The organism is Pseudomonas sp. P7548, from assembly GCF_013386585.1.
Lineage (GTDB): Bacteria > Pseudomonadota > Gammaproteobacteria > Pseudomonadales > Pseudomonadaceae > Aquipseudomonas.
In genome coordinates this window covers 109,412-125,431 of sequence record NZ_JACARO010000007.1, presented here as the reverse complement: position 1 = coordinate 125,431, position 16,020 = coordinate 109,412, and the positions used below count along the sequence as shown (strand labels likewise).

General features: G+C 61.1%; 17 protein-coding genes. 14 read left to right on the top strand and 3 right to left on the bottom strand.

What is annotated here, in order from left to right; translation table 11 throughout:
* Positions 1-93: 93 nt before the first annotated feature.
* The 8 genes from prfB to HX803_RS03755 all read left to right on the top strand — a co-directional run bounded on the left by prfB (position 94) and on the right by HX803_RS03755 (position 7,397).
* A protein-coding gene (prfB, locus tag HX803_RS03790) for a peptide chain release factor 2 (protein WP_098465888.1) occupies positions 94-1,189 on the top strand; the annotation gives its coding sequence in 2 pieces (ribosomal slippage) (positions 94-165 and positions 167-1,189; 1,095 coding nt in all).
* A gap of 78 nt (positions 1,190-1,267) precedes the next feature.
* Positions 1,268-2,770 carry a lysine--tRNA ligase gene (lysS, locus tag HX803_RS03785; protein ID WP_008431110.1) on the top strand — a complete coding sequence of 501 codons (1,503 nt, stop codon included), beginning with the start codon at positions 1,268-1,270 and terminating at the stop codon, positions 2,768-2,770.
* Between the two features lie 106 nt (positions 2,771-2,876).
* Positions 2,877-3,593 carry a TetR/AcrR family transcriptional regulator gene (locus HX803_RS03780; RefSeq protein ID WP_176999365.1) on the top strand — a complete coding sequence of 239 codons (717 nt, stop codon included), beginning with the start codon at positions 2,877-2,879 and terminating at the stop codon, positions 3,591-3,593.
* Between the two features lie 147 nt (positions 3,594-3,740).
* Positions 3,741-4,289, top strand: a complete 549-nt coding sequence (locus HX803_RS03775) for a hypothetical protein (RefSeq protein ID WP_178919087.1) — start codon at positions 3,741-3,743, stop codon at positions 4,287-4,289.
* A 21-nt stretch (positions 4,290-4,310) separates the two neighbouring features.
* Positions 4,311-5,588 (top strand): flavohemoglobin expression-modulating QEGLA motif protein, encoded by a 1,278-nt coding sequence (locus tag HX803_RS03770; protein ID WP_178919085.1) that lies wholly within the window; start codon positions 4,311-4,313, stop codon positions 5,586-5,588.
* Between the two features lie 310 nt (positions 5,589-5,898).
* The gene (locus HX803_RS03765) at positions 5,899-6,804 is read left to right on the top strand and encodes an alpha/beta hydrolase (protein WP_178919083.1); all 906 of its coding nucleotides are present in this window, start codon (positions 5,899-5,901) and stop codon (positions 6,802-6,804) included.
* Positions 6,801-7,127 carry a hypothetical protein gene (locus HX803_RS03760; protein WP_178919081.1) on the top strand — a complete coding sequence of 109 codons (327 nt, stop codon included), beginning with the start codon at positions 6,801-6,803 and terminating at the stop codon, positions 7,125-7,127. The genes HX803_RS03765 and HX803_RS03760 overlap by 4 nt, the downstream gene beginning before the upstream one ends.
* 84 nt (positions 7,128-7,211) lie before the next feature.
* Complete coding sequence (locus HX803_RS03755; protein WP_178919079.1) at positions 7,212-7,397, top strand: hypothetical protein; 186 nt, start codon at positions 7,212-7,214, stop codon at positions 7,395-7,397.
* A 47-nt stretch (positions 7,398-7,444) separates the two neighbouring features.
* Here HX803_RS03755 and HX803_RS03750 read toward each other — a convergent pair whose 3' ends face one another.
* From HX803_RS03750 to HX803_RS03740, 3 genes are all read right to left on the bottom strand, one after another.
* Entirely contained in the window at positions 7,445-8,230 is a 786-nt protein-coding gene (locus HX803_RS03750; protein ID WP_178919077.1) for an OmpA family protein, read from the bottom strand.
* Positions 8,231-8,285: 55 nt separating this feature from the next.
* Entirely contained in the window at positions 8,286-8,696 is a 411-nt protein-coding gene (locus tag HX803_RS03745) for a DUF4398 domain-containing protein (RefSeq protein ID WP_178919075.1), read from the bottom strand.
* A gap of 298 nt (positions 8,697-8,994) precedes the next feature.
* Entirely contained in the window at positions 8,995-9,339 is a 345-nt protein-coding gene (locus tag HX803_RS03740) for a pilin assembly protein (RefSeq protein WP_176999373.1), read from the bottom strand.
* 185 nt (positions 9,340-9,524) lie between these two features.
* On the opposite strand from HX803_RS03740, the gene ppc reads away from it, so the two are divergent.
* From ppc to HX803_RS03710, 6 genes are all read left to right on the top strand, one after another.
* Entirely contained in the window at positions 9,525-12,152 is a 2,628-nt protein-coding gene (gene ppc / locus HX803_RS03735; protein ID WP_178919074.1) for a phosphoenolpyruvate carboxylase, read from the top strand.
* A gap of 278 nt (positions 12,153-12,430) precedes the next feature.
* Positions 12,431-13,078 carry an adenylate kinase gene (gene adk / locus HX803_RS03730; protein ID WP_178919072.1) on the top strand — a complete coding sequence of 216 codons (648 nt, stop codon included), beginning with the start codon at positions 12,431-12,433 and terminating at the stop codon, positions 13,076-13,078.
* 90 nt (positions 13,079-13,168) lie between these two features.
* Positions 13,169-13,855, top strand: a complete 687-nt coding sequence (gene tsaB / locus HX803_RS03725; RefSeq protein ID WP_178919065.1) for a tRNA (adenosine(37)-N6)-threonylcarbamoyltransferase complex dimerization subunit type 1 TsaB — start codon at positions 13,169-13,171, stop codon at positions 13,853-13,855.
* Positions 13,856-14,015: 160 nt separating this feature from the next.
* A complete protein-coding gene (locus HX803_RS03720; protein WP_178919063.1) occupies positions 14,016-14,306 on the top strand; it encodes a hypothetical protein in 291 nt (96 codons plus the stop codon).
* The gene (locus HX803_RS03715) at positions 14,306-15,166 is read left to right on the top strand and encodes a DUF72 domain-containing protein (protein WP_178919061.1); all 861 of its coding nucleotides are present in this window, start codon (positions 14,306-14,308) and stop codon (positions 15,164-15,166) included. Before HX803_RS03720 ends, HX803_RS03715 begins: the two co-directional genes overlap by 1 nt.
* A gap of 26 nt (positions 15,167-15,192) precedes the next feature.
* A complete protein-coding gene (locus HX803_RS03710) occupies positions 15,193-16,020 on the top strand; it encodes an oxaloacetate decarboxylase (protein WP_178919059.1) in 828 nt (275 codons plus the stop codon).

The following is a 16,020-nucleotide window of genomic DNA, read 5'->3' as shown; positions in this document are numbered from 1 at the left end:
CCCCAACCCTTTTCGCCCAGCGGGCTGCCGCTCCCCCCCATTTCCCGTTATACTCGCCGGCTTTCAAAAGTTCGCCAACGAGTGCTGCCCGCCATGGAAATCAACCCGATCCTTAACACCATCAAGGACCTGTCCGAGCGCTCCGAAACTATTCGGGGGTATCTTTGACTACGATCAAAAGCATGAGCGTCTGACCGAAGTCAATCGCGAGCTTGAAGATCCGAGCGTCTGGAACAAACCTGAATACGCCCAGGAATTGGGCCGCGAGCGCGCTGCGCTGGCGCAGATTGTCGACACCCTCGACGAACTGAACACCGGTCTGGCCGATTGCCGTGACCTGCTGGACATGGCCGTCGAAGAAAACGACGAAGGCGCAGTGGGCGATGTCGTCGCCGAGCTGGCCCGTCTCGAGGAAAACCTCGCCAAGCTTGAATTTCGCCGCATGTTCAGCCATGAAATGGACCCGAACAACGCTTACCTGGATATCCAGGCCGGCTCCGGTGGCACCGAGGCCCAGGACTGGGCCAACATCCTGCTGCGCATGTACCTGCGCTGGGCGGACAAACGCGGTTTCGACGCGACCATCATGGAGCTGTCGGCCGGTGAAGTCGCCGGTATCAAGGGCGCGACCGTGCACATCAAGGGCGAATACGCCTTTGGCTGGTTGCGGACCGAGATCGGCGTGCACCGTCTGGTGCGCAAGAGCCCGTTCGACTCCGGCAACCGTCGCCACACGTCGTTCTCCGCTGTGTTCGTCTCGCCAGAGATCGACGACAAGGTGGAAATCGAGATCAACCCGGCTGATCTGCGGATCGACACCTACCGTTCCTCCGGTGCCGGTGGTCAGCACGTAAACACCACCGACTCGGCCGTACGTATCACCCACGTACCGACCAACACCGTGGTCAGCTGCCAGAACGAACGTTCCCAGCACGCCAACAAGGACACCGCCATGAAAATGCTGCGGGCCAAGTTGTACGAGCAGGAAATGCAGAAACGCAACGCCGCGTCGCAAGCGCTGGAAGACACCAAGTCGGACATCGGCTGGGGTCACCAGATCCGCTCCTATGTGCTCGATGCGTCGCGGATCAAGGATCTGCGCACTAACATCGAACGCAGCGACTGCGACAAGGTGCTCGACGGCGACATCGACGAATACCTGGAAGCCAGCCTGAAATCAGGCCTGTAACACCCCTGTAGGAGCCGGCTTGCCGGCGATCCCCGGCCGCAGGCCGGGGGCAACGAACCTGATGGAAAATCTAAAGACATGAGCGACCAACAACTCGACCCGCAAGCCCTGCAACAGGAAGAAAACTCCCTGATCGCCCTGCGCAAGGAAAAGCTTGCTGCCGAGCGCGCCAAGGGCAATGCCTTCCCCAACGACTTCCGCCGCGAAAACTACTGCGATGCCTTGCAGAAACAGTACGCGGACAAGACCAAGGAAGAGCTGGCAGAGGCTGCGATCCCGGTCAAGGTGGCAGGTCGCATCATGCTCAACCGTGGCTCGTTCATGGTGATCCAGGACATGACCGGTCGCATCCAGGTCTACGTCAACCGCAAGACGCTGTCCGAAGAAACCCTGGCCTCGGTGAAAACCTGGGACATGGGCGACATCATCGCGGCCGAAGGCACCCTGGCCCGCTCCGGCAAGGGCGACCTGTACGTTGAAATGACCAGCGTGCGCCTGCTGACCAAGTCCTTGCGCCCGCTGCCGGACAAGCACCACGGCCTGACCGACACCGAGCAACGCTACCGCCAGCGCTACGTTGACCTGATCGTCAACGAAGAAGTACGCCAGACCTTCCGCGTACGTTCGCAAGTAATCGCCCACATCCGCAGCTTCCTGATGAAGCGTGACTTCCTGGAAGTGGAAACCCCGATGCTGCAAACCATCCCCGGTGGTGCCGCAGCCAAGCCGTTCGAAACCCACCACAATGCGCTGGACATGGAAATGTTCCTGCGTATCGCGCCAGAGCTGTATCTGAAGCGCCTGGTGGTTGGCGGCTTCGAAAAAGTGTTCGAGATCAACCGCAACTTCCGTAACGAAGGCGTTTCCACTCGTCACAACCCCGAATTCACCATGTTGGAGTTCTACCAGGCCTACGCCGACTACGAAGACAACATGGACCTGACCGAAGAACTGTTCCGCGAGCTGGCACAGCTGGTCCTGGGCAGCACCGACGTGCCGTACGGCGACAAGGTGTTCCACTTCGGCGAACCGTTCGTGCGCCTGTCGGTGTTCGACTCGATCCTCAAGTACAACCCTGAGCTGACCGCCGACGACCTCAACGACATCGACAAGGCCCGTGCCATTGCCAAGAAAGCCGGCGCCAAGGTGCTGGGCTTCGAAGGCCTGGGCAAGCTGCAGGTGATGATTTTCGAAGAACTGGTGGAGCACAAGCTGGAACAGCCGCACTTCATTACCCAGTACCCGTTCGAAGTGTCGCCGCTGGCCCGTCGCAACGACGACAACCCGAACGTCACCGACCGTTTCGAGCTGTTCATCGGCGGCCGCGAAATCGCCAACGCCTACTCCGAGCTTAACGACGCAGAAGACCAGGCCGAGCGCTTCATGGCCCAGGTGGCCGACAAGGATGCTGGCGACGACGAAGCCATGCACTACGACGCCGACTTCGTGCGTGCCCTGGAATACGGCATGCCGCCAACGGCCGGTGAAGGTATCGGCATCGACCGCCTGGTGATGCTGTTGACCAACTCGCCGTCGATCCGCGACGTGATCTTGTTCCCGCACATGCGGCCACAAGCGTAACCGTAGCGAAATCCGAAGCCGCCTTTTATAAGGCGGCTTTTTTATGTGGCGTTAATAAGCGTCAAGCGAACAGCGCCAGGTTTTGATCTATTCAAGGATGTGTGTCGTGAACCGCGTAATGGCTCAAGAAGGCGCCGCCGGCATTGCGGCTGCCGTGGCTGAAAGTGTCCAGTACCAGGGCCGCAAGGCCAGTCGCCGGGGCAGCGAGCAACGCAGGCAAGACATTCTCGATGCGGCCATGCGCATCGTGGTCCGCGAAGGCGTGCGTGCGGTACGTCACCGGGCGGTGGCGGCGGAGGCGGGGGTGCCGTTGTCGGCCACGACCTACTATTTCAAGGACATCGACGACCTGCTCACCGATACCTTCGCCCAGTACGTCGAACGCAGCGCCGCCTTCATGGGCAAGCTGTGGGTGCGCAACGAAGGGCTGCTGCGTGAGATGGTCGCCTACGGTGATGGCAGCCCGCAGTCACGCTCGCAACTGGCCGATGACATTGCGCGCCTGACCGCCGACTACGTGATGCGCCAACTGACCAACCGCCGCGAACACCTGATGGCTGAACTGGCTTTTCGCCAGGAAGCCCTGCTGAACCCGCGCCTGGCGGAGCTGGTGCGCTCCCACCAACAAATCCTGCTGCAGGGCACTGGGCAGTTTTTCCAGGTATTGGGCTCTCGAGAGCCGCAACAGGATGCCAAAGTGTTGACGGCGATAATCAGTCGGATGGAATATCAGGGCCTGCTGGGCGGCGCAGAGCCTCTGACCGGTGAAGAGATGCTTGAGATCCTCAAGCGTTACATGCATTTGGTGTTGGCCTCGGTCTAGACGAAGACGGGATTTGCTTTGTGTGGGAGCGGGCTTGCTCGCGAATGCGCAGTGTTAGTCGATACATGTTTGGCTGAACCACTGCTTTCGCGAGCAAGCCCGCTCCCACATAAAGCGGTTCACCCTATACCACCCGTGGAGTACTTGATGAAAACCTGGCGCGTCGCGGTAATCGCCTTATCGTTCCTGCTACTGAGCGGTTGCCTGGTGACCTTCAAGGACCCGCTGCCGGCCCACGAAGCCGCGCCGTCCGGGCTGATCGGCCAGTGGGCCAGCAAAAACGCCTGGGGCGAACCGCTCAACCTGCACATTACCGCCGCCGGTGATCACCGTTACAAAGCCGTGAGCTACCCTACAGGCAAACCGGGCCAGCGCGATGAGTACCTGTTTACCGTGTCGCGCCACGGCAGCCGCTGGTATTTGTCGGCAGCGTTGCCGGCAAAACTCGGTGGGCATTACATCCTGGCCGGCTTCGAATTCGACGAAAAACACGAATTAGTGGTCTACAACCTGGACCTGGAGCAGATCCACCAGGCCATCGGCCAGAAGGCCTTGCATGGCGCCACCGTGGACACCGTCGAAGGTGCCGGTGTCGTGGTCGACAGCCCCATGGACCAGGTGTTTGCCTACCTGGATGACCCGGCCAATGCCGATGTGTTCGTTGAAGCCGTGCGCTACCAGCGCTCGGGCAAATAACGTTTAAAGAGGAAGCAACGGGTGGACGATTACCAGCAGACGATACGCACCTTGTCTGATCGCATTGTGCTGGCGCAAACACCGATTCGCGTCCTCGACGCCGTGAAGTGGGACGAGAACATTCGCCAGGGTTTCCTCAAGGCCAAGGGCAAGGCCATGCCTGCCGTAGACCGTGATTACTACCTGAACCGGCCGCTGTCGTTCGATTCCAGCGCGGTAAAGCTGGAGTTCCAGAACATCGAGCGCGACATCACCCGTCGCCTCGGCCAGTTCAGCCCGGTAGGGCAGATCATGCGCCGCATGTGCAAGGAATATCGCATGGTGGTGCGCATGCTCGAAGCGCGCGGCACCGAGGACTTCGGGCTGATTTCCCAGGAGCTGTACGGCGCCGCGTCCGATGCGTTTCACGCCGGCGACCCGACGCTGGCCGACCTGGGCCTGATGCTCTCCGACTACCTCAACAACATCGACGGCCGCGGCGACTTGAAGGATGAGGCCAAGACCCTCACCGCCAAGGACGCCGTCAGCTTGTTGCAAACCCGCCTGAACAAGGTGTTCGGCGAAGCCGAAGAGACCATCCGCGTGTTCGAGTCCGACGGTATCGTCGCCGACGCTGCGGCGGGTGCCGACTACATCAAGATTCGCGCCGACGCGATGTTCAATGACCGCGATGTGCGCGCCCTGGAAGTGCATGAAGGCCTGGTGCACGTCGGCACCACCCTCAACGGCCAGAACCAGCCGATCTGCACCTTTCTGTCCAAGGGCCCGCCGTCGTCCACCGTGACCCAGGAAGGCCTGGCGATCCTGATGGAGATCATCACGTTCGCCTCCTACCCGAGTCGCCTGCGCAAACTCACCAACCGCACCCGCGCCATCCATATGGTGGAGGAGGGCGCCGACTTCCTGCAGGTGTTCGAATTCTTCCGCGAGCAAGGCTTTGAAATGGCCGAAAGCTACGGCAACGCCAGTCGCGTCTTCCGTGGCTCGGTGCCGACCGGTCTGCCGTTTACCAAGGATTTGTCCTACCTCAAGGGCTTTATCATGGTCTACAACTACATCCAGCTGGCCGTGCGCAAAGGCAAGTTGGAGCAAGTGCCGCTGCTGTTCTGCGGCAAGACCACTTTGGAAGACATGCGCACCCTGCGCCAATTGGTGGATGAAGGCCTGGTGGTGCCGCCTAAGTACCTGCCGGAACAATTCCGCGACATGAATGCACTGGCGGCCTGGATGTGTTTCTCCAACTTCCTCAACCACTTGAGCCTGGACCGGATCGAGGCGGACTACTCCAATATCCTCTGACGGCACCCCATCACCCTGTAGGAGCCGGCTTGCCGGCGATAGCGGTGCATCAGCCACCCGTGTTTTAGCTGAAAAAACGCCATCGTCGGCAAGCCGGCGCCTACAGGGTTAGTGGTTGTGGCCGACGAAACCGAACCAAAATGTGGGTTTTGCTGGTTCAGGCTGACGAAACCGGTTCAAAAATGTGGGAGCTGGCTTGCCTGCGAAAGCGGTCTTTCAGCTAAAGCAACGGCGACTGATACACCGTTATCGCCAGCAAGCCGGCGCCTACAGGTGACCTTCTGCGCTCTCAATTACGAGGTTTCAACGGATGAGAATCCTCGGCATTCTATGCCTGCTACTCACTTTGAACGGCTGCAGCTCCCTGCTGTTCTACCCCGAACCCGGCCTGCCGTTCACGCCGGAAAAAGCCCACTTGGCCTACCGCGACGTCACTGTGGTCACCGCCGACGGCGTGAAGCTGCACGCCTGGTGGCTACCGGCCAAGCCCGGCGTGCCGCTCAAGGGCACGGTGCTGCACCTGCATGGCAACGGCGGCAACCTGGCCTGGCACTTGGGGGGGAGCTGGTGGTTGCCGGAGCAGGGCTATCAGGTGCTGCTGCTGGACTATCGTGGTTATGGCCTGTCCGAAGGCAAGCCGTCATTGCCAGCGATCTACCAGGACATCGATGCGGCGTTCAACTGGCTCGACAAGGCGCCTGAAACCCAAGGCCAGCCGGTGATCGTACTGGGCCAGAGCCTGGGCGGTGCGCTGGCGGTGCATTACCTGGCGGCCCACCCCGAGCGCCAGCCCCGGATAAAGGCCTTGGTACTGGACGGCGTGCCGGCCAGTTATCGTGACGTAGGACAATTCGCCCTCAGCACCTCGTGGTTAACATGGCCTTTCCAGGTGCCCTTGTCCTGGCTGGTGCCGGACGCCGACAGTGCGATCAACGCCATGCCGCAGCTGACCGGTGTGCCGAAGTTGCTGTTCCACAGCCTGGATGATCCGATCGTGCCGCTGTCCAACGGCATCCGCCTGTACCAGGCCGCGCCACCACCCAGGGTGCTGCAACTGACCCGGGGCGGGCATGTGCAGACCTTTGCCGACAAGACCTGGCAAACCGTGATGCTGCGTTATCTGGACGACCCACAGCACTTCAACGGCCTGCGCCGCCTGGGCGAGATTCCGAATTACCCCCTTCCTAACATTGATTCATCAGAGAGCCCGCAATGAGCGAAGAACGCAATATGATCCCGCTGATCCTCACCGGTATCGGCACCATCATCGGCACAGTCGGTTGCCTGTGGTACTACGGTTACCTGCACTTCGCCAAGCCGGAAGACGCGTTGCTGCTCAGCGACTTCACCCTGCTCAAGACCATCCCCGGCGAGGACTACAAGATTTCCCTGACCCCGGCCGCACAAGTGGCGCAGTGCGTCGATGGCGTGCTGGTGATGTTCGACACCGAGCAAAAAGGCCTCAGCGGCGTGCTGGTGAACAACAAGAAGCAAGCGGTGCGTTGCATGGGCCAGGAGACGCCACAGCTGGAGCAATAACGCCGATTTTGGAAATATCTGGAACCGTATTGCGCAAGACGCCACAGATCCCCTGGTAACTTTTGCAGAACGGGGGAAGGGACGGTGGCGATAACCATTGGCGCGATACGCAACATGCTGGATATGGCCAGGGGGCAGGAGGCGCTGGAGCGTGAGGATGCACAAGCCGATGCGCTCAGTGAGCTGTTGGAGAAACTCTCGGACAATGCCTATGGCGTGAAGGCAATCGAACTGCCGGACGAGGCGGACGTTCCCATCACCTTTGGCTAGCCAAAAAAAACCCACCATAAGGTGGGTTTTTTTAGCGCCGGGACGACTCAGTAAGCGACGGAAGACCGTGGCTTGACCGGCTGGTTGTCGTTGGAAATGGTCACTTCCACACGGCGGTTCATGGCGCGGCCCGATACGCTGCCGTTGTCGGCAACCGGGTATTCCTTGCCATAACCCTGGGTCACGATGCGCGAGATATCCACACCTTGTTGCGCCAGTGCACGTTGCACGGATGCCGCGCGGCGCTCCGACAGGCTCTGGTTGTACGCATCGGAACCGGTGCTGTCGGTGTAGCCTTCGACGATCACTTTACGGTCCGGGTTGTCGCGCAGGAACTGCGCCAGCTTGGTGATGTTCACCAGGCCGCTGGACTTGAGGTCGGACTTGTTGGTGGCAAACAGCACGTCACCAAAGGTCACCAGCGTACCGCGATCGGTCTGCTTGGCATTCAAGCTGTCTTGCAGTTGCTTGATCTGCGCGTCACGGGCTTGCAGCAGGGCGCGGGCACGTTCGTCACCGGCGTTTTTCAACTTGGCTTCGGATTCGCGCAGCACGATGGTGTCTTTGGCCACTTCAACGCGCTGGTTGGTCAGGTAGGCCAGTTGGTCGACTTTCTTCTGGTCTTCGTTGTCGCGGTAGGCTTTGTCAGCCTTGTCCAGCCATTCGCTGGCGTCCTTGGTTTCCAGCGCCGCGAGCTTGGTGGCCTGCGGGTTGGTCTGCAGGGACGAGAAGTTGGTCCGTGCGTTTTCCAGGTTCGCGTTCGGCGGGGTGGAGCACGCCGCCAGGGCAACGCTCATCGCCAGCAGGGCAGGGATCATCAATTGTTTACGCATAGTCGTGTCGTCCTTTCAATTCGATATCGGGTGCAATGCAATCAGGGGCGGCGGCTTATTGCTGCGGGATAACAGCCGGGCGCATGCCTTCCTGACGCAGCTCCTGAACAGCTTTCTGGGAGTCCTTCACAGCCTGTTCAGCCTTGGCGGCCTGGGACTTGCGTTCGGCGACGCGAGCGTCCCATTCGGCTTGTTCGGCCAGGCGACGGGCTTCGTCATAGTTCTTGTCGTGCATGGCGATTTCGGCTTGCTTGAGCTTGTCCTGGGCCGACTTCATTTCCACGGCGGCGTATTCGGTACCGCCGGCGCTGACGGCGCTGTTGACCGCCGATTGGGTGACCGCGTATTGCTCGGTCGGCGGGTTACCGGCGCAGCCCGCCAGAACGAAGCTGGTGCCGATTGCCAGCGCGGCCAATTTGAGCCCGCGCAGGTGGTTAAACGAGGATTTGGCAGTGCTGGTCTTCATCGTCTTCAACTCCATTGGATAACTCCTGAAAAACATCAACATCCATCTCAGGTGGTCAGCGGCCGAGGGCCCGGCAGTGATGCGCGTGGCGCCTTTCAAACGGCTGTTCCAAGTGATGGCTTACTCGGTGTGACCGAAGGCTTTTTTGAATAGTTCAGAGAAGATGGCGATTTGCCTAAAAAAATATCTGACTGTTTGGTCAGCGTATAAAAGTTGGAACTTTCAAGGCGCGCAGCGGTACACCGAGCCTCTGTGAGGCCCGGAATACGCGGGTCAGGTGGGATTCAGCGGATGTTTATCAGTGCTTCTTCTCGTCAGCACTGGCTGACAAATCATGTAGATAGCGCCGTGACAAGGTGAGAAAGCGCGGCGTAGGGCCGACGTCTTCGTACAGCGGATCGCCCTCTTCATCGGTGGCAATCACCTGTTGCCCCTTGATGTAGGGAAAGCTCGCTTCCAGCTCTTCCAGGGCGGCGCCGATCAGCTCGCCGAGCAGCTCTTCGGTGCGGCGCTTGGGGTACATTTCGGCGATCGCCGCCAGGCGTGCGGCAGATTCCACGTCCAGGTGGATCGCGTATTCAGTCTTGGTCAGGCGACCCTTGGCATTCTCTTCCCACTGTTGGGCCAATTCTCGAATTTTCATGGCAACCTCAATAAAGCCCGCGATAGCAGGCGGTGATGAGTGACCCGCCGCCCGCGTGGATAAACACAGGCGACGTAGTGTTGAGACTAGCTGCAACCCACAAGGTTTAAAGTCTTGTCATAAATGGATGCTGGCGGCACTCTGGAAACCCTGCGCGTCCCGGATTTCTGGCTGGAGATTGGCTGATGAGTGATATCGATGCACGCTTGCGTGAGGATGTTCACCTGCTGGGTGAGCTGTTGGGCAACACCATTCGAGAGCAGTACGGCGATGAGTTTCTCGACAAGATCGAGCAGATTCGCAAAGGCGCCAAGGCCGACCGTCATGGTGCTGGCGATGAATTGAGCGCCAGCCTCAACCAGTTGCAGGAAGACGAACTGCTGCCCGTGGCGCGGGCGTTCAACCAGTTCCTCAACCTGGCCAATATTGCCGAGCAGTACCAATTGATTCACCGGCGAGATGAGACGCAACCGGCACCGTTTGAGTCCCGTGTGTTGCCCGAGTTGCTGGCACGTTTGCAGAGCGAAGGCCACAGCAACGAATCCCTGGCCCGCCAGTTGGCGCGGCTGGACATCGAGCTGGTGCTCACCGCTCACCCCACCGAAGTTGCTCGCCGTACCCTGATCCAGAAATACGATGCGATCGCCGCGCAACTGGCGCTGCAGGACCATCGCGACCTCACCGCGGCCGAGCGTAAGCAGATCCGCGAGCGCTTGCAACGGCTGATTGCCGAAGCCTGGCACACCGAAGAAATCCGCCGCATTCGGCCCACCCCGGTGGACGAGGCCAAGTGGGGCTTTGCGGTGATCGAGCATTCGCTGTGGCACGCCATCCCCAACTACCTGCGCAAGGCCGACCAGGCGCTGCACGCCGCGACGGGCCTGCGTTTGCCGTTGGAGGCGGCGCCGATCCGCTTTGCCTCGTGGATGGGCGGCGACCGTGATGGCAACCCGAATGTCACCGCGCCTGTCACCCGCGAGGTGTTGTTGCTGGCGCGCTGGATGGCTGCCGATCTGTACCTGCGTGATGTCGATCACCTGGCCTCGGAGTTGTCGATGCGCCAGGCCAGCCCGGCCCTGCAAGCCAAGGTCGGCGACAGCGTCGAGCCTTATCGCGCGCTGCTCAAGCAGCTGCGTGAACGCCTGCGCGCCACCCGGCAATGGGCGCACACCGCGTTGACCTCCAACACCGTGGCGCCGGCTGATGTGCTGCAAAACAACCGCGACCTGTTGGACCCGCTGGAGCTGGTCTACCAATCGCTGCATGAGTGCGGCATGGGCGTGATCGCCGACGGCCCGTTGCTCGATTGCCTGCGCCGCGCGGTGACGTTTGGCCTGTTCCTGGTGCGCCTGGATGTGCGCCAGGATTCCAGCCGTCATTGCGCGGCCATGACCGAAATCACCGACTACCTGGGCCTGGGCCGCTATGAAGACTGGGATGAGGAGGCGCGTATCAGCTTCCTCACCCAGGAGCTGGCCAATCGTCGGCCGTTGCTGCCGGGCTACTTCAAACCGTCGGCAGACACGGCTGAAGTCTTGAACACCTGTAAGGAAATTGCCGCTGCACCGGCCGCTTCGCTGGGGTCGTACGTCATCTCCATGGCGGGGGCGGCGTCGGACGTATTGGCGGTGCAATTGCTGCTTAAAGAGTCGGGGGTGCAACGGCCGATGCGCGTGGTGCCGTTGTTCGAAACCCTGGCCGACCTGGATAACGCCGGGCCGGTGATGGAGCGGCTGCTGCAATTGCCGGGTTACCGCGCACGCTTGCAAGGCCCGCAGGAAGTGATGATCGGCTATTCCGACTCGGCCAAGGACGCTGGCACCACCGCAGCGGCCTGGGCGCAGTACCGCGCGCAGGAGAGCCTGGTGGATATCTGCCGTGAGCAACAGGTGGAACTGTTGTTGTTCCACGGCCGCGGTGGCACCGTTGGCCGTGGCGGCGGCCCGGCCCATGCGGCGATCCTGTCGCAGCCACCGGGTTCGGTCGCGGGGCGTTTCCGCACCACCGAGCAGGGCGAGATGATCCGCTTCAAGTTCGGCCTGCCGGACATTGCCGAGCAGAACCTCAACCTGTACCTGGCGGCGGTGTTGGAAGCCACCTTGCTGCCACCGCCTCCTCCGGAGCCGGCCTGGCGCCATTTGATGGATGAATTGGCGGCAGATGGGGTCAGCGCCTACCGCGCCGTGGTGCGGGAAAATCCGCAGTTCGTCGAGTACTTCCGCCAATCCACCCCTGAGCAGGAACTGGGGCGCTTGCCGCTGGGCAGCCGCCCCGCCAAGCGGCGTGCCGGGGGGATTGAAAGCCTGCGTGCGATTCCGTGGATCTTCGGCTGGACCCAGACCCGCCTGATGCTGCCGGCCTGGCTGGGCTGGGAGGCGGCGCTGAGCAAGGCGCTGGAGCGCGGCGAAGGCGAGTTGCTGGAGCAGATGCGTGAGCGTTGGCCGTTCTTCCGTACCCGCATCGACATGCTGGAAATGGTGCTGGCCAAGGCCGACGCCGACATCGCTCAGCTTTATGACGAACGTTTGGTGCAACCAGACTTGCTGCCGTTAGGTGCGCACTTACGCGACCTATTGTCGCAGGCGTGCAGCGTGGTGCTTGGCCTGACTGGCCAGTCGCAACTGCTGGCCCATAGCCCAGACACCCTGGAGTTCATCCGCCTGCGCAACACCTACCTCGACCCCTTGCACCTGCTGCAGGCCGAGTTGCTAGCGCGGTCACGTCAAAAGGAAGCGGCGCAGGACAGCCCTCTGGAACAGGCGCTGCTGGTGTCTGTGGCGGGTATTGCCGCCGGGTTGCGCAACACCGGTTGAGGTTTCTTGCGTGTTCTCAATAGCTTGCAGATGAAGCATACAGGCCGTCCCGAGAGGGGCGGCCTGCGTTTGCAGGTCGGGGTTGCACCCAGGCGCACCCTGCCTGTGGCGTATGCCCGACGAGGGTTCCTGCGACTTTTGGCGGCTTGTATGGTGAGGGCCCGCTGTGTATCTTGATCAGCCTTTGGCCGTTTGATCGGCCTGGACCCATTTCTACGAGATTGGCCCCATGCGGCGAATCCGAGCGTCATCTCTATAAAAAATTGAGGAGCACATCGATGCGCGTCATTCTGCTGGGAGCTCCCGGGGCCGGTAAAGGTACTCAGGCAAAGTTCATCACTGAAAAATTCGGCATTCCACAAATCTCCACGGGCGACATGCTGCGCGCTGCCGTCAAGGCCGGCACCGAGCTGGGCCTGATCGCCAAGAGCGTGATGGACAGCGGTGGCCTGGTCTCCGATGACCTGATCATCAACCTGGTCAAGGAACGCATCAGCCAGGAAGACTGCAAGAACGGTTTCCTGTTCGACGGTTTCCCACGCACCATTCCCCAGGCTGAAGCCCTGGTGAAGGCCGGCGTCGAGCTGGACGCTGTGGTTGAAATCGCCGTTGAAGACGAAGAAATCGTCCAGCGTATTGCCGGTCGCCGTGTTCACGAAGCCTCGGGCCGCGTGTACCACACCGCCTACAACCCGCCAAAGGTTGAAGGCAAGGATGACGTCACTGGCGAAGACCTGGTGCAGCGTAAAGACGACACTGAAGAAACCGTGCGTCATCGTCTGTCGGTCTACCATTCCCAGACCAAGCCGCTGGTGGATTTCTACCAGAAGCTGTCTGCAGCCCAGGGCAAGCCGAAGTACAGCCACATCCCTGGCGTTGGCTCGGTAGAAGCCATCACCGCCAAGGTGCTGCAAGCGTTGAGCTGACCCTTCGGTCGGCTTCACAGACAACGGCCCGCTTGCGGGCCGTTGTTGTTTATACTGGCGCACTTTTTTTCGACCTGGACACCCGCACCGATGAGCACCCTGTTGGCCCTGGATACCGCGACTGAAGCTTGCTCCGTTGCCCTGCTGCACGACGGCAAGGTCACGAGCCACTACGAGGTGATCCCGCGCCTGCACGCGCAGAAGCTGTTGCCGATGATCAAACAACTGTTGGAAGACGCCGGCACCACCCTGTCAGCCGTGGACGCCATCGCCTTTGGCCGTGGCCCGGGCGCGTTCACCGGTGTGCGCATTGCCATCGGTGTGGTGCAGGGCCTGGCGTTTGCGCTGGAGCGTCCGGTGTTGCCGGTGTCCAACCTGGCGGTGTTGGCACAGCGCGCTTTGCGTGAACACGGCGCCAAGCAAGTGGCAGCGGCAATCGATGCGCGCATGGACGAAGTCTATTGGGGCTGCTACCGCGAAACGGCGGGGGAGATGCGCCTGGTAGGCGAGGAGGCCGTGCAGGCGCCCGAGGCGTCGACACTGCCGCAGGATGCCAGCGGTGACTGGTTCGGTGCTGGCACCGGTTGGGGGTATGGCGAGCGCATCGGTGTTAAAACGGTTGGCCAGGACGCCACGATGCTGCCCCACGCTGAAGACTTGCTGGCCCTGGCGCGCTTTGCGTTCGACCGCGGCGAAGCCATCCCGGCCGACCAGGCGGCACCGGTTTATCTGCGCGATAAAGTGGCGCAGACCAAGGCCGAACGCGGGATTATTTGACGCCAAAAATGCTGGCATTTTGGTGTTAATTTCACCAATCGTCAGAATTTGCCCGCGCTTTTAAACCTTTTTCAAATTATGTGTTCTAGTTATCACCAGAGCATTTGCGCACTACGGACAGTGCTGCCAAAATGCCATTACTGATAGCGAGTTCGCGCCCATGCGTATTGATGGCTTATCCTCACAGTCGTACCCGATCAAGCGCAAGCCGCGTAAGGCCAACGCTACGGTGGACGATTCCGTCGAGGATTCGCCGGACTTCATCGAAGTCCAGTCCGATGCGCAAGCCAATGCCCAAGCGCGTATCAGCGGCCTTCCCGCACGTCAGCAAGACATGGTCTTCCCCCGCTCCATGAGCAAAAGCGTCGCCACCGCCCTGGCCAGTTACCTGACCACCGCCGGTTTTGTCGAATGGGATATGGAAGTGCTGGGTCTCGATATCCACATCTGATGCGCCTGCCTTACTACATCGGCTGTCCGTCCTGGAGTGAAAACGCCTGGCGCGAGTACCTGTACCCCGCCGATGCCCGGTCCAGCGATTACCTTGGCCTGTATTCCCAAGTCTTCAACGCCGTTGAAGGCAACACCACGTTTTACGCTCGCCCCTCGGCCGCCACGGTGCAGCGCTGGGCCGAAATCATGCCCGATGATTTTCGGTTCACCGCCAAATTCCCGGGTGATATCAGCCATGGTGGCGACTTGCGCGAACAGTTGCCGGCTGCCGAAAGCTTTGTCGGTTTGATGAGCCCGTTGGGGGAGCGTGTTTCACCGCTGTGGCTGCAACTGTCGGCGAGTTTCTCGCCGCAACGCCTTGGCGAACTGGCCGGGTTTATCGATGGGCTTGAGCGGCCGTTGGCAGTCGAAGTACGCCATCCGGAGTTCTTCGCCAAAGGCGATGCCGAGCGCATGCTCAACCGCTTGTTGCGTGACCGGGGTGTGGAGCGCATCTGCCTCGATCCGCGCGCGTTGTTCAGTTGCACCTCGACTTCGGCGGCGGTGCTGCATGCCCAATCGAAAAAGCCCAAGGTGCCGCCCCGTCCGGCAGCGCTCACTCAATTCCCACAGGTGCGTTTCATCGGCCATCCGGAATTGGAAGCCAACGATCCGTTCCTGATCCCCTGGGTTGAAAAGATCGCCACCTGGATCGAAGAAGGGCGCACGCCCTACGTCTTCCTGCACACCTCGGATAACCGCCTCGCCGCCCAACTGGCGCTGCGCTTTCACGACAAGCTGATGGCGCGCCTGCCCGGTTTGCCAGCGTTGCCGACCTTGCATCGGGAACCCGCTGCGGAGCAACTGGGGTTACTCTAAGGCTCCTTTTTCGCCTGGAGTCAGCCATGGATGCCCAAACCCTTCGCGCCGAAACCTTCAAGGCCCTGCATGAACGTGAGCGTGCCTTCGTGATGCCCAACCCGTGGGATGCGGGCTCCGCGATCATGCTGGCCAGCCTTGGCTTCGAAGCCCTGGCCACCACCAGTGCGGGTTTTGCCTTCAGCCTCGGCCGGCCGGATGCAGAAGGGGCGTTGTCCCTTGAAGACACCCTGGGCAACGCCGGCACCATCGCCCGGGCGACTTCGCTGCCAGTGGCGGCGGACCTGGAAAACGGCTTCAGCGATACGCCCGAAGGCTGTGCCCAGACCATTCTGCGGGCTGCGGCCACCGGCATTGTGGGCGGCTCGATCGAAGACGCCACCGGCATTGCCGCTGACCCGATCTATCCTTTTGACCTCTCCGTCGAGCGCGTAGAAGCCGCGGTTGCTGCCGCGCGCAGCTTGCCGTTCCCGTTCACGCTGACGGCGCGCGCGGAAAACCTCCTGCACGGTCGCCTGGATTTGCCCGACACCCTTCGCCGCCTGCAAGCCTACGCCGAAGCCGGTGCTGACGTGCTGTATGCGCCGGCGTTGCGCAGTGCCGAAGAGGTGCTGGCGGTGGTCAAGGCGGTCGCGCCCAAGCCGGTGAACGTGTTGATGTCCGGTGGGCTGAACCTCAGCGTGGCGCAACTGAGCGAGATGGGGGTGCGGCGTATCAGCGTCGGCTCGGCCCTGGCCTTGGCGGCCTATGGCGAGTTTTACCGTGCAGCGCAGGAGGTGTATGAGTTGGGCACTTTCACGTTTACCGACCGCAAGATGCCCTTCAGCCAGGCCAACGCTTTTTTCAAGGGGTGA

What these genes read in the sequence shown, in the direction of transcription:
- HX803_RS03720 (WP_178919063.1), top strand. Translation starts at nt 14,016, where the DNA reads ATGCGTATTGATGGCTTATCCTCACAGTCGTACCCGATCAAGCGCAAG.
- ppc (WP_178919074.1), top strand. Translation starts at nt 9,525, where the DNA reads ATGAGTGATATCGATGCACGCTTGCGTGAGGATGTTCACCTGCTGGGT.
- tsaB (WP_178919065.1), top strand. Translation starts at nt 13,169, where the DNA reads ATGAGCACCCTGTTGGCCCTGGATACCGCGACTGAAGCTTGCTCCGTT.
- HX803_RS03715 (WP_178919061.1), top strand. Translation starts at nt 14,306, where the DNA reads ATGCGCCTGCCTTACTACATCGGCTGTCCGTCCTGGAGTGAAAACGCC.
- HX803_RS03750 (WP_178919077.1), bottom strand. Translation starts at nt 8,230, where the DNA reads ATGCGTAAACAATTGATGATCCCTGCCCTGCTGGCGATGAGCGTTGCC.
- HX803_RS03710 (WP_178919059.1), top strand. Translation starts at nt 15,193, where the DNA reads ATGGATGCCCAAACCCTTCGCGCCGAAACCTTCAAGGCCCTGCATGAA.
- HX803_RS03765 (WP_178919083.1), top strand. Translation starts at nt 5,899, where the DNA reads ATGAGAATCCTCGGCATTCTATGCCTGCTACTCACTTTGAACGGCTGC.
- HX803_RS03760 (WP_178919081.1), top strand. Translation starts at nt 6,801, where the DNA reads ATGAGCGAAGAACGCAATATGATCCCGCTGATCCTCACCGGTATCGGC.
- HX803_RS03745 (WP_178919075.1), bottom strand. Translation starts at nt 8,696, where the DNA reads ATGAAGACCAGCACTGCCAAATCCTCGTTTAACCACCTGCGCGGGCTC.
- HX803_RS03775 (WP_178919087.1), top strand. Translation starts at nt 3,741, where the DNA reads ATGAAAACCTGGCGCGTCGCGGTAATCGCCTTATCGTTCCTGCTACTG.
- adk (WP_178919072.1), top strand. Translation starts at nt 12,431, where the DNA reads ATGCGCGTCATTCTGCTGGGAGCTCCCGGGGCCGGTAAAGGTACTCAG.
- HX803_RS03740 (WP_176999373.1), bottom strand. Translation starts at nt 9,339, where the DNA reads ATGAAAATTCGAGAATTGGCCCAACAGTGGGAAGAGAATGCCAAGGGT.
- lysS (WP_008431110.1), top strand. Translation starts at nt 1,268, where the DNA reads ATGAGCGACCAACAACTCGACCCGCAAGCCCTGCAACAGGAAGAAAAC.